7 protein-coding genes are annotated in these 16,487 nt (G+C 51.9%); 3 read left to right on the top strand and 4 right to left on the bottom strand.

Annotated features, from left to right (window positions below):
* Positions 1 to 29: 29 nt before the first annotated feature.
* Entirely contained in the window at positions 30 to 2,885 is a 2,856-nt protein-coding gene (locus E1H14_RS05355) for an HD domain-containing phosphohydrolase (protein ID WP_149390422.1), read from the top strand.
* A gap of 4 nt (positions 2,886 to 2,889) precedes the next feature.
* Here the strand turns inward: E1H14_RS05355 and E1H14_RS05350 are convergent, their stop codons facing one another.
* The 4 genes from E1H14_RS05350 to panD form a co-directional block, all read right to left on the bottom strand.
* A complete protein-coding gene (locus E1H14_RS05350; RefSeq protein ID WP_149390421.1) occupies positions 2,890 to 6,501 on the bottom strand; it encodes a translocation/assembly module TamB domain-containing protein in 3,612 nt (1,203 codons plus the stop codon).
* On the bottom strand, positions 6,498 to 8,213 hold the full coding sequence (locus E1H14_RS05345; protein WP_268814355.1) for an autotransporter assembly complex protein TamA: 1,716 nt from the start codon (positions 8,211 to 8,213) through the stop codon (positions 6,498 to 6,500). Before E1H14_RS05345 ends, E1H14_RS05350 begins: the two co-directional genes overlap by 4 nt.
* A 186-nt stretch (positions 8,214 to 8,399) precedes the next feature.
* Positions 8,400 to 10,295, bottom strand: coding sequence for a propionyl-CoA synthetase (locus E1H14_RS05340; protein ID WP_149390419.1), 1,896 nt, complete (start codon positions 10,293 to 10,295; stop codon positions 8,400 to 8,402).
* Between the two features lie 363 nt (positions 10,296 to 10,658).
* Positions 10,659 to 11,090 carry an aspartate 1-decarboxylase gene (gene panD / locus E1H14_RS05335; protein ID WP_149390418.1) on the bottom strand — a complete coding sequence of 144 codons (432 nt, stop codon included), beginning with the start codon at positions 11,088 to 11,090 and terminating at the stop codon, positions 10,659 to 10,661.
* Between the two features lie 255 nt (positions 11,091 to 11,345).
* On the opposite strand from panD, the gene metH reads away from it, so the two are divergent.
* Both metH and E1H14_RS05325 read left to right on the top strand, forming a co-directional pair.
* Positions 11,346 to 15,053 (top strand): methionine synthase, encoded by a 3,708-nt coding sequence (gene metH, locus E1H14_RS05330; protein ID WP_149390417.1) that lies wholly within the window; start codon positions 11,346 to 11,348, stop codon positions 15,051 to 15,053.
* A gap of 8 nt (positions 15,054 to 15,061) precedes the next feature.
* On the top strand, positions 15,062 to 16,486 hold the full coding sequence (locus E1H14_RS05325; RefSeq protein WP_160142028.1) for a YcjX family GTP-binding protein: 1,425 nt from the start codon (positions 15,062 to 15,064) through the stop codon (positions 16,484 to 16,486).
* Position 16,487: the final 1 nt, after the last annotated feature.

The following is a 16,487-nucleotide window of genomic DNA, read 5'->3' as shown; positions in this document are numbered from 1 at the left end:
GCTAATCCTTATATAGGTTGAGGTGGGTTATGCGCCGTATCCCCCTGCAGTTTTTAGTCGCATTGGTGGTGGCCTTAAGTATGCTCCTCACCGCTGCGGCACTGATTTATCAAGGCTATCGTGGCATGGAAGCGGCCATGGTGGAGACCGCTAGTCAATCCGCCGAACAACTCACGCGTTTTACGCAAGAGCGTATCCGCGCTCTGGTAGAACCCGGGCAAGCCGCTTTACGCCTGCTGCGCCACGACCCTTTGACCCAAGCCCAGGATCTACCCACGCGCCTCAACCGTGTGCCCGCGCTGGCCGAGACACTGCAAACCAATCCCCTGCTGAGTGCGATTTATATCGGTTACGACACAGGCGAGTTTTTACTGCTGCGTCATCTCGATCATGCAAAAAATCGTGAGTTCTTCCAACCTCCATCCGAAGCCAGCTTTGTACTACAAACGATTAGCCTTGCCGAGACATCCAGTCGTTTCCCCTGGACAGGTGAGTGGCGTTTTTTTAACGATCAATACCAACTTCTGGAAACACGCAAAAAACCAGATTATCGCTTCGATCCGCGTACCCGCGTTTGGTACCAGAGAGCACTACAGGCCGAACATACGGTTCTGACGCCCCCGTATGTTTTTTTTACCACTCAAGAGGTCGGGATTACCTTGGCACAACGTGCCTCCAATGGTCGTGCGGTGATGGGGCTGGATGCGACAACACATGATTTAAGCGACCAGATGCAGGGCTTAAAACTGACACCCCACACCGAAATTGCGCTACTCAGCGCTGATAACAAGGTGCTGGCCTACCCGGATTTACAGAGGGTGATATTACGCGAAGAGCATAATACCCGTTTAGCCTTTTTAGATGAGCTAAACATTGTCCCTCTCTCGCACCTGCTCGATCACCCTATCCCAGAAGGTCAGGCACTTAGGTATCACAGTGATGGGCGGGTTTGGTATGGCTTAGTCTCACATCTCACCGCATTTAATGATGAAAATCTGCGCATCTTAATTGCCGCCCCAGCTCAAGAGCTGCTTGCCGACGTTTGGAACATCTTACTTAATCAGGCACGCTGGGCCTTATTGTTACTGGCCGCTTTAATTCTATTGGGTATCTTTTTAGGGCGACGGATTGGCCAACCCCTGTATCAACTGGCCGATCAGATTCAATCCTTAATTCACTTTGATTTTAGCCAGCCGATTCAGGTGCATTCACGCATCCAAGAGGTGCAGCAGTTGCGCGATGTCTTGCAAGGCATGGCGGAAACCATTAAAAGTTTTGAGTCCATTGCCCTCACGCTGAATCGTGAAGAGGCGCTCGATCCGATGCTCAGCCAAGTCTTAGAGTACCTATTGCAGGCCGTCAAATGCCGACAAGGTGCCATTTATCTAGTCGATAATGAACGAAAAATTCTGCAGAAACATACCCAATTTGGGGAAGTGCTATACCCGTCACATCTACCTTTAGAGCAAACCGATTTGCCTCTCAAAGCGGCGCATTCGCAAGCACATGCCAGTCTTTTGCAAGATCGACGCAAAACCACCTTGGGCTTGTTAATCATCGATCTGGAGGGGGTGCTTGAGCAGACAGAACGCCAGGCTGTCTGTCGTTTTATGGATGACATCTCAGGCTCAGCGGCGGTGGCGATTGAAACCCGTCAGCTCATCAAGTCCCAGCAAGCGTTACTGGATGCCATTATCAAATTGATTGCGGATGCTATTGATGCCAAATCCCCCTACACCAGTGGCCATTGTGAACGTGTCCCCGAACTCGCCGAAATGATTCTAGACGCTGCCCTGCGTGATCAGAGTCCTGCTTTTGCCGCGTTTAGGCTGGATGCTCGCGAACGCCAGGCTTTTCATCTGGCGGCTTGGTTACATGACTGCGGAAAAATTATTAGCCCTGAGTTTATTATCGATAAAGCCACCAAATTAGAAACGATTTATAACCGCATCCACGAGATACGTGTGCGTTTTGAGGTACTGCACCGAGATGCTGAAATCAGCTGCTTACAGGCCCAGCTCAAAGGCCAGCCGGCGGCATTAGCAGAACAGCTTTGCCGCCAGACTCAGGCGCAGCTACATGAGGAATTTGCCTTGATTGCGGCCGCAAATCAGGGGGGCGAGTTTTTATCGGATGAGGTGATTCAGCGTATTCAACAAATTGGGAGAAGAACCTGGTTACGTCATTTTGACGATCGCCTGGGATTATCACAGGATGAACAGGCACGCTTAGAGATGTTGCCTGCCGCGCCCTTACCCTGTCCAGAGTTTCTACTTGCAGACAAAGCTGAGCATATTCAACCTTGGGGAGAGCGTATACCGCCGGTGCGTGCCGAGGACCCGCGTAACCGTTGGGGGTTTGATATGCAGCTCCCCGCTCACGCGCTCAATACAGGTGAGTTGTATAATCTGTGCATACGCCGAGGAACACTCAGTGAAGAAGAGCGCTTTCGCATCAATGAACATATCGTGCACACAATCATCATGCTTGAATCTCTTCCCCTGCCTGAGCATCTACAACGTGTACCGGCGATTGCTGGTCATCATCATGAGAAGATGGATGGTAGCGGCTACCCTAAACGTCTGACCTCTGAACAGATGAGTTGGGAAGAGAAGATCATGGCCGTAGCCGATGTCTATGAAGCCTTAACCGCTTCCGATCGTCCTTACAAACCGGGAAAAACCCTGTCTGAATCCTTACAGATCATGCTTAAGATGGTGCAAGAGCAGCATCTGGACGCTGAGGTGTTCCAACTCTTTTTGCGCTCTGGTGCTTACCGACGTTACGCCGAGCGTTTCCTCAAACCCGAGCAGTTGGATCAACCGGATATTACGGCCTTAATCAACGCCTGCCAGGCCAGTATCCAGACTCGACCCATGCCTTAACGCCTTAACGCTCACGGGTGTAAAAGAAATCCGCACCACTGCCTAGGCTGCTGCTCTGGGTTTCAACACGCCACATGGATGAAAGGCGGTAACTCAAGGTCAGGACCTCTACCGACTCCAATAAACTGATGCCATAACGGACATAGAGTCTGGGGGTGAGGTATTTACCAATAAAGAATGCCGATTGGCCAGTATCATCACTGTCAAAACCCAGCTCATCCAGCTGCAGACTATCGCGTATTTGTCCGCTGATCTGATTCCCGCCTTGCAAAGTCAAAGCCATCGCAGCCTGCATCATCATCGACTGTTCAGCGGCCGAGCTCTCTCCCGGCCCACGCCCTAGAACCAGATAGGACATAATACTGCTGTCAGGCATCGCCGGTACGGAAAAAAGTGTGAGTTCAGGCAAGCGTAAACTGCCGCCGACACGTGCTCCGGCTTCCACATCATCGACAAAACGACTGACCCGCAGATCTAAACCTGGATTATCGATCGGTCCACCCGTAAAGACTAAGCTACCGCGTGAGATGGTGAGGTCCTGGCCATATAACCGATACTGGCCACTCTCCACCTGAATGGAGCCGGAGCCACGCGTTGCGGATTGACCATCATCCAGAATACGTAAGCTACCCAATAAACGGCCTTTAAAACCAAAGGCATCTACCTCGACCGAATCCCCTAAGCGCAAACGGATATCGGTGATTAATCTGAGCCCTGTGTCGCTTAGATCCTGCTCGAGATCCTGGACCAACACCACATCATCAGAAGCCCGCACCACACTTTGTAACTGCTGTTTGGGCGGAGCGATACGTGCGTAAGGGATCAGCACCTCACCCCCGAGTCGTAACACCTCTGTGCCTAAATCTACCTGAAGATCCGGTGATATACGCAGAGCGATCTCTGTATTCATGGCTTCAAACTCTTCACCGCGAATACGTAAGGCACCGGTCTGTGTCTCCAGATTCAAATCACCGCGCAATAGAATCTGGCCCGGTCCAGAACCGATTCGACCACTCAACTGCATCTGCTCAGCCTGTGCACCATCAGCCAGTAGGCTGATCTCGATCGGGGCCAAGGTGATCCCTAAAGCCGGCAGTTCAGCACTGCCACCCATCCAGTCTAGGCTTCCAAGGATACGGGGTGAAGACACCTGCCCTGAAAGCTGCAGCTGCCCCAGCACACGGCCTTGTAGATTTTGGACTTGTGGGGCAAACAGGCTGATCAGGTTGAGGTCATTCCAGTACAGATCCACTTCACCCTGTAGCAGCTGTTGTGACGAAAATTGGCGCACACTGACTTCAGCCGCGATACGCCCTTGTAACTCCGGCCAATCCAGGTTCAGACGTGTGATGAGTTGATCGTTATTCAAAGTCGCGTCTAAAGAGAGAGGCTCGAGAGCCAGCTCGATCTGACCATCAGGCGCGCGCATCTGTCCAGGCGTAGTGCGCAGGGTGAGATTGGCGCTGGGCAAACCCTGTGCAGGTTGCAACCAACGCGCTTGTAATTCCGCGTTCGCCTCCAATTCGGTGCCATTCAACCAAGGATCTAAGAGGCGCAGTGAAAGTTGAGCTAGATTCAGCTCGGCTTCAAGACGACCCTGTGCCGAACGGTTCGCGAGTACGCAAAGCTGGGCATCTCCCTGTTGTTGCTGCAAACACAGATCTTGTAGCTGAAAGCTTTGATTCTCGCCATGAAAATTGGCCTGAGCGGGTGCGGATAACTGCCAAGCGCCGATCTCTTGTCGAAACAGAGACAGCTCTTGCACCTGGCCTTGCCAGCGCGGACTTTGCCAACGCCCTTGTAGATTCAACGCTAGGGATTGATCACGCCCTTGTAATTGAGCGCTCAACTGATGTTGCTCCGGTGTGCCGGAGCCTTCCAGTTCGAGCAGCGTGATACGCTCGGTACCCAGCGCTAACCCCTGTGCTTGAAGATGGATCTGTGATCTCTGCTGGCCACTGAGATCCACGGCGATATGCCCATCCAGCGACTGTAAGGCTATATCCGCTAATGCCAGCTGTGCAGCGCTCACTTGAGCGTCCAGCTTTAACTCAGTAAACGCCCCTTGTGCTTGCCCTTGAAGCTGTACACGCCCTTGCGCACCGGGCCAGGCGCTGGCCAGATCCGGCACAGAAAGATCAAACTCTATCCCTAAAGCCTCCGGCCCGGCTTGGCCGTGTACCTCAGCTCGGGCTGGGCCATAGTTCAGTGCCAGCTTTTCGATTGCCAAGGTTTCACCCCTGAGCTGAAAACGCCCCTGTCCAGACAGTGCTTCATCGAGTAATTGGCCGTTGAGGTGAAGCAGTTCGGCATTAAATTCAGGGCCTTGCGCTAACAGCCGCCCTTGCGACTCTAAAGCTAAAGTTTGGATCAACCCTTCGATTCCAGCCCAGGGCTGTAACCCCCAGTTTTCAACAGATAAAGCCAACTGCCAATTGATCTGCTCGTGCCAACCCAAACGCCCACTGAGCGTGGCTTGACCTTCAGGCTCTTGGACGCGCAGCTCAAGGCGTGACAATTGTTGTAGATCCCCTTCCGCATCCAACTCCAGGGCAAGCAGAGGATAGTCTAAGGCTTGTAGCGAGGTGCGTAATTTCAGCGCATAGTCTTCGAGCCGACCTTCCCAGAGTAATTGTCCTGGCGCCAGACTGAATTCCGGATCACCGGCCTCGGGTCGTAGAGGCCAATTGAGTGGCGTCCAATTGAGCTGCAGCTGGCCCTGTGCAAATGACTCGAACTGCCCTTGCAACTGCAAGGCAGTCCCGGTTTCTTCTAAGGTTAGCAACAAGGACTTTAGCGTGAGCCTTTCTTCTACCGGTTCCAGCTGCAACTGCCAATTGAGTTGTACCGGACCGGTCTCTTGATGTTCCAAGAAGAGTTGTAAGTGTGACTCCAGGTTGTGTTTATCCCCGGACAACTCAAGCTGCCCCTGAATAATCGAGTTTATCCCTGAGTCTTCTAAAGACACACCACTGACTTCAAGGAGATCGACAGGATCGAGAAACCAGCTCAGCGTCAAAGCATGCGCATAGTTCTCTAGTGGATCTAAGCGACCTTGTAAGGCAATAAATGTATCTTGATGACGGGCACGCAGCTCATTCAATTGAATTTCACTGCCCTCAGTGTGCAAACTCAACTGCAGGGACTCCAGCAGATAAGCCGCATCCCCCTGCTCCACCCGTGTATTGTACAGCGCGACTTCGCGGATATTTAGCGCCAAAGGCAAGTGTATTTCAGGCAGCTGCAGATCAGCCAAGCTAAACTCAGGACTCGGCTCGGTGGCCGCTTGGGGCTCGGGCAAGCGCAGCTGGGTATCATCTAGGCGCAAACTGTGTAAGCAGAGTTCGGCACTGATTAGGCAGGAAGGCTGCCAGTTAAGACTCAGGCGGTGGACTGCAAGGAAAAAGTCTTGATCACGGTAACTGAGCTCATGAATTTGAATGGGACCCGCCAGAGAGCCGGTGACCTGTGCAAATTGCAGCTCACCCGGCGCAAAGCGCTGCCCTAGTTTTAACGCCATGCTCGCCGTGCCAGGAAGATAAATCAGAGCCAAGACCAGATAGATCAGGAAAAGAAGCAATAAAACAGGTGACCAGAGAAAAAGCTTTAACTTCACAAATCAGGTCCTAATGTGAAATGAATACGAACGCCTGAATCCTGTATCGGTGTTGCCAGATCCACTCGGATCGGGCCCACCGGTGACTGCCAACGTACACCAAAACCTAAGGAGGTTTTGATCGGATCACTCCAGCCATCAAAGGCATTACCGGCATCGATAAAACCAGCTAAGCGCCAATTGGGGCGAAACTCATAATCCGCTTCCAGGCTCGAGACCAGCAGATAACGCCCACCTATGACATTGCCTTGGGCGCTTTTGGGGCCCAGCGTTTGATAGTCATAACCACGAATGCTGTTATCCCCACCGGCATAAAAACGCTGACTGGCGGGTAAACGATCAAACTCATCCGCCAGCGTGGCCCCCACTTCCAAGCGGGATAAAAGGCGCCAACGCTCACCGAAACTATCGACTCGCTTACCACTGGCACTCACTTGGATAAAGCTAACATCAGAGAGTAAGGCATCATTCGCTGCGGCCAGGGAAAAGCTGATGCGTTGCCCCGCGCGCGTATTAAAACGGTTATCTGCCAGAGTACGACTCAACTGCGCACGCGGGATCAGCAGCTTAACGGTTTGCGTATTTTGATCAAAGGTAAACTCTTCCTGCTCGAAATCGAGCGACAGGACTCTTTCCCAATCCCCGATCTGGCGTTGCCAAACGCCACCCAGCGCCAGCGTAGAAGATTCAATGGTATCACTGTTTTCATCCGCGTAACGGGCACGCAAACCAAAGAGATCAAAACGTGGATCTCGCCCTGGAATCATATAACTTCCCGAAAGATCGTTGCGAATTTCCGAGAAGCGTAAACGTGCATCCAGCTTATGGCCACGGCTATTGATGTAACGCCGATTCATCCCCAACTGCATACGCGCACCGGTATCGGTACCAAAACCAAAACCGGCTGAATACAGGGTGCGGAGCCGTGGAGTGAGGTTGACCTGTACGGGGATCACCCCCTCTTCCATTTCATCTAAAAGTGGCCGTACCTCAACATCGGAAAAATAATCACTGTCGATCAACGCGCCCTGCAGATCAACCAGGCGAGTGACATCCAGATAATCCCCTTCCGCAAAGCGCGGATAACGTCGTAGCAAGCGCTCATCCAGTGGACTCTCAGCGAAACGTATTTCACCAACACGTGCTCGGGTGCCGGAATCAAAGACTAAATCAATTTCCGCTTCAGCGGCTTCGGGGTCCACTAAAATACGCTGTTGCTGAAAACGACTTTGGTAATAACCGCGCTCAGCCGCTAAAGACTGCAATTGTGTTTTCAGGCGCTCATAGTCTTGATGACTGAGAATCGCGCCACGGCGCAAAGGACGAGTCGCCAGTAAAGATTGGAAGGCGCTGTCGTCAGCGGCTTCTCCAAGCAGTTGAATCTCAACACGGCTCACCCGTGTGGGCACACCGGGATCGATGCGATAACGCGCCTGCCAATCACCTGAGTCAAGGCGCTGTAATTCTGTCTCAATCTGCGGCGTGTAATAACCAAAGGGCTCAAGTGCTTGGCGTATTTCACCTTCTGCTTGACGATGTAAATAACGTAAGCGACTCTCACTGCGGACATCCTGATCTTCTAAGCTTTGAATACTTAAAAAACCCCGTACATTATCGGCCAGTGCATCACTCACGCCCTGAACCTCAAGACGCAGAGTGTTGGCATATAGGCACGCCGGTGCCAGTGCGCTACAGAGGAGCGCCAGACGCAAAGCAATTTGACGAGTAAACAGTCGGATGAGGTGATCTCCCTGTTATCCTTCTCATGATGGGAGCCAGTTCAGATGCAGAACTCAGCTGGCGCATAGGATGGCATATACCCGAGGTGAATTTCCAGCTTAGATGGCGTAAAAAAGGCAGCCGAAGCTGCCTCAAAAGGGACCTAAGCTAAAGTCCGCTTACGCTTTGCTGACCAGTCCGTGCTGATCCATGATACCTTCAATTTCCGCCAAGCTAGCAGGATCGTCGATGGTCGAAGGTACGCTGTACTCCTTACCATCTGCAATCTGACGCAGCAGTTTGCGCAGAATCTTCCCTGAACGGGTTTTCGGCAGACGCTGAACAACAATGGCACGATTAAAGCAGGCAATCGGGCCGATCTCTTTGCGCACCATCGCAACCAGCTCTTTTTCCAGAGTCTCTTCTTCGATGTTGACGCCATCTTTGAGCAAGACCAGACCAATCGGCGCTTGTCCTTTCAAAGGATCGTTAACACCGATCACAGCACACTCGGCTACAGCAGAATGCGCGGCCACAATCTCTTCCATCTCACCGGTTGACAAGCGATGGCCTGCAACGTTGATGACATCATCGGTACGACCCATGATAAAGACATAACCATCTTCATCTTTATAACCGCCATCACCAGAGGTGTAGTAACCTGGGAAGTCGCTCAAATAACCCGTACGGAAGCGCTCAAAATCCCCCCAAACGGTCGCCAAACAGCTCGGCGGCAGCGGCAGCTTGATCGCGATAGAGCCCTGCTCACCGGCCGGCAAAGGATTGCCCTCGGCGTCCAAAATCTGCACATTGTAGCCCGGCATCGGCAGGGTTGCAGAACCGGGTTTTGGCGTTTTGGGATCGATCCCCATCAGGTTGCCGCAGATCGCCCAACCGGTTTCAGTCTGCCACCAGTGGTCAACAACCGGTTTGCCGGTTTTTTCCACGGTCCAATCATAAGTCGGGGGATCTAATCGCTCACCCGCCATAAAAATGGTTTCCAGCGCAGAGGTGTCGTATTTCGCAAACTCCAAAGCTTCTGGATCTTCTTTCTTGATGGCACGGAAAGCGGTCGGTGCGGCAAACAAGGCTTTTACCTTGTAGTCAGCACAAACGCGCCAGAAAGCCCCCGCATCCGGAGTGCGCACCGGCTTGCCTTCATACACCAGCGTGGTACAACCGGCCAATAGTGGTGCATAAACAATATAAGAATGACCTACAACCCAACCGACATCCGAGGCGGCCCAAAAGACTTCACCGGGATTCATGTTGTAGATGGCTTTCATCGAGTACTTCAAGGCAACGGCATGACCCCCGTTATCGCGCTGCACACCCTTAGGCTTGCCCGTAGTGCCTGAGGTGTAAAGGACGTATAGGGGATCGGTACCCTTCACGGCCACACAGTCAGCCGGTTCGGCGTTACGCATCGCTTCTTGCCAATCAAGATCCTGACCGGCGATCAACGCGGCTTCCGCCTGTGGGCGTTGCAGGACGATACAAGCACTGGGTTTGTGCGCAGAAAGGCGCAAGGCTTCATCCAGCATCGGCTTGTATTCGATGACTTTTTTGACTTCGACGCCACAGGAAGCCGAGACAACGACCTTAGGCTCTGCATCTTCGATACGCACAGCCAGCTCATGCGGCGCAAAACCACCAAACACGACTGAGTGAATGGCGCCTAAACGTGCAACCGCCAGCATCGCTACCAGAGCTTCAGGAATCATCGGCATATAGATGACAACACGATCCCCTTTGCCAACACCCTGAGCTTTTAATACGCCCGCAAATAGGGCCACTTCATCGCGCAATTCCAAGTAAGTCATTTTGCGACGTGTATCGGTAACGGGTGAATCAAAGATCACCGCCAGCTGATCACCACGTCCTTGCTCGACGTGATAATCCAGCGCCATATAAGCGGTGTTCATTTCACCATCTGCAAACCAACGCCAGATCCCATTCTCATCTTTTGACAAAATCTGTTGGGGCGCTTTGAACCAAGGGAGTTCGGCCGCTTTCTCAGCCCAAAACACTTCAGGCTGCTCGATCGATTGTGTGTACTCTGCGTGGTAGGACATTTAGAGGGGTCCTTTGTTATTTGTTAGTGAATCGCATCTCAGGGGCGGGATTGATTGTTGACACTTACCCCTATTTCGAGCACACACTTTAACCAAAAGGCCTGCGCAGGGAACCTAGACAAAAGGATGATTTTTACGCCTCTAACTCAGCTTTAGGCAGACAAAAGTCTATTTCATCGCCCAAGCACCTCTAATCATCCTAGAAGCTCAAAATAAGAGTGTCGACAATGTTTGCTACCCAAAGGAAGCCTAGGAATCGATGTTTAAGGCGCAATCAGGTAAGTGACTGATCGGGTTTCCCCAAATTTAGCACAAAAAAAACCACTCGCTAGGAGTGGTTGCTTGGGAGCTTGGGGGATTGAATTAACGATCGGCACTTTGCTCAGGGATGGCATTTTTAATGCCCGTCATCTGATTGCGCTGACGCAGCTCTTCATCGTTACTAAACACCCCATCGGCACGCGCATTTTCAAAGTAACACAGGGTAGGCTGGAAGCTCTCAGCCTCCTTCTCATCTAGCTGCACATAGGCGCAGATAATTAAGAGATCACCCTTTTGTGCTTTATGTGCCGCAGCACCGTTGACTGAGATCACACCACTACCGGCCTCAGCACGAATCGCATAGGTCGTAAAGCGCTCACCATTATTGATGTTGTAAATATGGATCATCTCATATTCACGTATACCTGAGGCATCCAACAACAGAGCGTCAATCGCGCAGGAGCCTTCATAGTGCAGCTCAGCATGAGTCACCGAGACACGGTGCAGCTTAGCTTTTAAAAAAGTTTGCAGCATGATGTTAAGTATCCGTTTAATTAAGCATGATGGCGGCCTGCCGCCCAGCAAGATGACATCGAGCAAGATCAAAGCGCGCGATTCTACCACCCCCTTTGCAGATGTTAAGGTTTGCTGGAGGTTTTTTTCTGTGCAATTTGGCTTTTCACCGTAAAGTTTTTCAACTTGATATGAAACAGCTTCAGCCAAGCGGCAGTACGATAGAGTACAATAAGCAGCATTTTTCGATCCCGATTCAGTAAGGCAGAGCAAGCAGTGACTAAATCCGCGATATTTCACGCCCTAGAAGAGTCTTTGAATTCCCGCATCCTGATATTGGATGGCGGCATGGGTACCATGATTCAAGAACACAAGTTAGAGGAAGCGGACTACCGCGGTGAGCGCTTTGCCGACTGGCCGGTGGATGTTAAAGGCAATAATGATCTATTGGTGCTGACACAACCTGCCTTGATTCAACAGATCCATCGTGACTATCTCTTGGCCGGTGCGGACATTATTGAGACCAACACCTTTAATGCCACCGTGATTGCCATGGCGGATTATGAGATGGAAAGCCTCAGCCATGAAATCAACGTGGCTGCGGCACGTCTCGCGCGCGAAGTCTGTGATGAGATCAGCGCCCTGACCCCGGATCGTCCACGCTATGTAGCTGGTGTTCTAGGCCCGACGAACCGCACGGCCACCATCTCACCGGATGTCAACGATCCGGGTTTCCGTAATGTCACCTTTGATGAGCTGGTGGCCGCTTATACCGAGTCGATCGACGGCCTGATTCAAGGCGGTGCCGACATTATTCTGATTGAAACCATCTTTGACACGCTGAATGCAAAAGCCGCGATCTATGCCGTCGAGCAGTATTTTGATGATCACGGCCTGCGCTTGCCGGTGATGATCTCCGGAACCATCACCGATGCCTCTGGCCGCACCCTGTCCGGCCAGACCACTGAAGCTTTTTGGAACTCAGTTCGCCATGCCCAACCCATCAGCATCGGTTTGAACTGCGCTCTAGGCCCAAAAGAACTCCGCCAGTATGTTGAAGAACTTTCACGTATTGCCGAAACCTATGTTTCTGTTCATCCCAATGCCGGTTTGCCGAATGCGTTTGGGGGGTATGATGAAACACCCGAACAGATGGCCGTCGAGATTCGTGAATGGGCCGAATCTGGATTTGTAAATATTGTCGGCGGCTGCTGCGGCACCACACCTGAGCATATTCGCGTCATTCGTGAATCTATAGAAAGCTGCCCCGCGCGCGTTTTACCCGATATCGCGGTTGAGTGCCGTCTGGCGGGCCTGGAGCCGATGAACATCGGTGCCAACACCCTATTCATTAACGTTGGTGAGCGCACCAACGTCACCGGTTCGGCACGTTTTCGACGTTTGATTAAAGAAGGTGATTTTGAAACCGCTCTGGAAGTCGCGCGCCAGCAGGTAGAAGCCGGCGCTCAAATCATCGATATCAATATGGACGAAGGCATGTTGGATGCCAAAGCCGCGATGATCCGCTTTCTGAACCTGATCGCTTCGGAGCCAGACATTTCGCGTGTCCCCATCATGCTCGACTCGTCTAAGTGGGATATTCTCGAGGAAGGCTTAAAGCGCATTCAGGGCAAAGGCGTCGTCAACTCCATCAGCCTGAAAGAGGGTGAAGAAAACTTCATCGAACAAGCACGCAAAATTCGCCGTTATGGCGCGGCCGTCGTGGTGATGGCGTTTGATGAAACCGGCCAAGCCGACACCTATGCGCGCAAGATTGAAATCTGTCAGCGCTCTTATCAGGTACTCACGGAAAAAGTGGGCTTTCCACCTGAAGATATCATTTTTGATCCCAATATCTTTGCCATCGCTACGGGAATTGAAGAGCACAACAACTACGCCGTAGACTTCATCCAGGCCACGCATTGGATCAAGCAACATCTGCCCTACGCCAAAATCTCTGGCGGCGTCTCCAACGTTTCCTTCTCTTTTCGTGGTAATGACAAGGTGCGTGAGGCGATTCACTGCGTTTTCCTCTATCACGCCATCAAAAATGGCATGGATATGGGGATCGTCAACGCTGGCCAGCTCGCCATCTACGATGACCTGCCACAAGAACTCCGTGAACACGTTGAAGATATCGTTCTCAACCGTCGCGACGATGCCACTGAGCGTATGCTGGAGTTGGCTGAAAAATATCGTGGCGATGGCGCCGAAGCCGTCGTTCAGGACGCCGAATGGCGTAGCTATAGCGTTGCCAAACGCCTCGAACACGCGCTGGTCAAAGGCATCACCGACTTTATCGATGAGGATGTCGAAGAGTGTCGTCAGCAGTTTGAGCGCCCAATTCAAGTGATTGAAGGCCCTCTAATGGATGGCATGAGCGTGGTCGGTGATCTCTTTGGCGCTGGCAAAATGTTCCTGCCACAAGTGGTGAAATCGGCTCGTGTCATGAAAAAAGCCGTCGCCTACTTGATGCCGTTTATCGAAGCAGCCAAAGCCGATAATGCCAGCAGCTCCGCTGGCAAAGTGATCATGGCGACGGTTAAGGGAGATGTGCATGATATCGGTAAAAACATAGTCGGCGTGGTGTTGCAGTGTAATAACTTCGAGGTGATCGATCTGGGTGTCATGGTACCTTGTGAAACCATTTTACGCACTGCACGCGAACAAAATGCCGATATTATTGGCCTCTCCGGTTTGATTACACCCTCTTTAGATGAGATGGTGCATGTCGCAAAAGAGATGCAACGCCAAGGTTTCCAAATCCCTCTAATGATCGGTGGGGCCACAACGTCAAAAGCTCATACGGCGGTCAAGATAGAACCCAACTACAAAAACGATCAGGTGGTGCACGTGACCAACGCCTCACGCTCTGTGGGCGTGGCATCGGCGCTGCTTTCTAAAGAGAAAAAATCTAACTTCGTCAAAGAGATAAAAGAAGAATATCAGGCAGTACGTGAACGTCATGCCGAGCGTCAAAAAGACTCTCGCCGCGTCACTTTAGAGGCCGCCCGTAGTAATGCCCTGCCGATCGACTGGCAGACCTACACTCCCCCACAACCCCTGCAGTCGGGCATTCAGGTCTTTGAAGATTATGATCTTAACTGCTTGCGTGATTTCATCGACTGGACACCTTTTTTCCAATCCTGGGAACTTGCGGGTCGTTTTCCACGCATTCTGGAGGATGAAATCGTCGGTGAAGAGGCACGCCGTCTCTACGCGGATGCTTTGGTGATGCTTGACGATCTGATTGAAAATAAGCGATTGCAGGCCCGTGCGGTGATGGGACTCTTTCCTGCTAATCAAATTCGCCATGATGATTTGGAGCTCTACGTCGATGAAGGTCGCGAACAGGTTCTGATGCGCACGCATCATCTGCGGCAGCAGATGCAAAAAATTGCCGGCAAAGCAAATCATTGCCTAGCCGATTTTGTTGCACCGAAAGAGAGCGGCAAAGCGGATTGGATCGGCGCTTTTGCTGTCTGTGCCGGTTTTGGAGTGGATGCACTGGTCGCGGAGTTTGAAGCGAAACAGGATATCTATAATTCGATCCTGGTCAAAGCGCTCGCCGACCGTTTGGCCGAGGCTTTTGCAGAACATTTGCACGCCCGTGTACGCCGTGAGTTCTGGGGTTATGCCGCAGATGAGCAGCTCGACAATGAGGCTCTGATTAAAGAAGCCTATCAGGGCATACGTCCAGCGCCCGGCTATCCCGCCTGCCCCGAGCACAGCGAAAAAGATCTGATTTGGCAGCTGTTACAGGTCGAAGAGCGGATCGGCATCACCCTCACCGACACCTATGCGATGCTCCCCACCGCTGCGGTCAGTGGTTGGTATTTTAGCCATCCAGATTCTCAGTATTTTGGAATAGGTAAAATCAGTGAAGATCAGGTAGAGAGCTATGCTAAACGCAAAGGCTGGAGCATGCAGGAAGCTGAACGCTGGCTAGCTCCTAATCTGGGCTATGAACCGGAACAAAACTGAGGCTAGGATTGAAAACACAAGGCTCTTGGCAGCGCCTGCATACTCAGGCGCGTCAGCACTGGCAACGCGCAGCCGCGCAACGCTTACGTTTAGCTGTCACAGGCTTAAGCGGCAGCGGAAAAACTGTTTTTCTGAGCAGTTTGATTCATCATCTACTACACAGCGACCAGCCAGGGGCCTTACCCTTTTTCACACCTGCACGTCAGGGACGTATCCAGGCTGTGCGTGTTTGTCCAGATCCCCCTGCTGGGTTAGCACTATTTCCTTGGCGCGAGAATCTCCAAGGCTTAACTCATCAGCCCCCTTTATGGCCGCGTTCGACTTCAAGCCTATCGGGCGTGACACTCGAAATACGCTACCGTCCCCGCCAAGCCTTAAAACGCTTGCTGGGTGAAAGTGCAATTCTCTACCTTGAATTGATCGATTATCCCGGTGAGTGGTTATTGGATCTGCCGCTCTTGGAAATGGACTACTTGAGCTGGTGCCAGTTTACTGCGCAAAGGTTCGCCCAGCCTGCATTACAGGCGCTCACCCAGGATTGGCAAGCTGCACTGTCTGAAGTGGATTGGTTAGCGCCCGCCCACCCCGAGACTCTGCAGCGCTTTGCACACCGATATCAGCAATTGTTACAGCAATTGCAAAAGGCGCCACATAGTTTCAGCCTGTTACAACCCGGCCGTTTCCTCTTACCGAGAGAACAAAAAGAGACCAAAGATTTAACTGTTTTCCCGATCTGGCCGTTGCCGCTGATGCCACAAGCGCGTAAAAAAATCCCTGCAGGTTCTTATTTAGAGACCTTACAGACGGCTTATCGCCATTACGCCGAGCAACAAATACGACCTTTTTATCAGACCACCCTGGCCAAGGTTGATCGCCAGATTATTCTTGTTGATTTACTTAAAACCCTGAATCAAGGACAACACTGTTTTCAGGATATGCAAACGGCACTTTCGGAATTGTTGCGCAGCTTTCAGTATGGACGTAACGGTATATTGCGCCGTCTTTTCAGTCCAAAAATTGACAAGGTTTTGTTAGCCGCCACCAAAGCAGATCATGTGACGACGAATCAGCAGGCGAATTTACAGGTCTTTTTGAACCTCATGTTACAAGAGTCTTCACGGGAAATTCGCTTTAATGGCGTGACCACCCAAAGTCTTTCCCTAGCGTCGGTGCGCGCCACGCGTCCCGCCTTGGCGGAGGTCGATGGCCAGCAGCTCTCTTGTTTAACGGGCCGACGCTTGAGTGATGGTCAAGAAATCGCTATTTTCCCAGGAGAGATCCCGACCCATCTGCCGCAAGCCCAGGATTGGCATTCAGGGCGTTTTCGTTTTATTGATTTTGCTCCCGAAGCGATCCAGCCTCATCAAAGTGACACAGGTGATCATTTACGCCTAGATCAAGCACTGGAGGCGCTCCTCGGTGATCGTCTTTAAT

Origin of the sequence: Nitrincola tapanii (assembly GCF_008368715.1) — a bacterium.
Lineage (GTDB): Bacteria > Pseudomonadota > Gammaproteobacteria > Pseudomonadales > Balneatricaceae > Nitrincola > Nitrincola tapanii.
The sequence above is the reverse complement of the archived record's forward strand: the minus strand, read 5'-3'. Positions and strand labels throughout refer to the sequence as shown.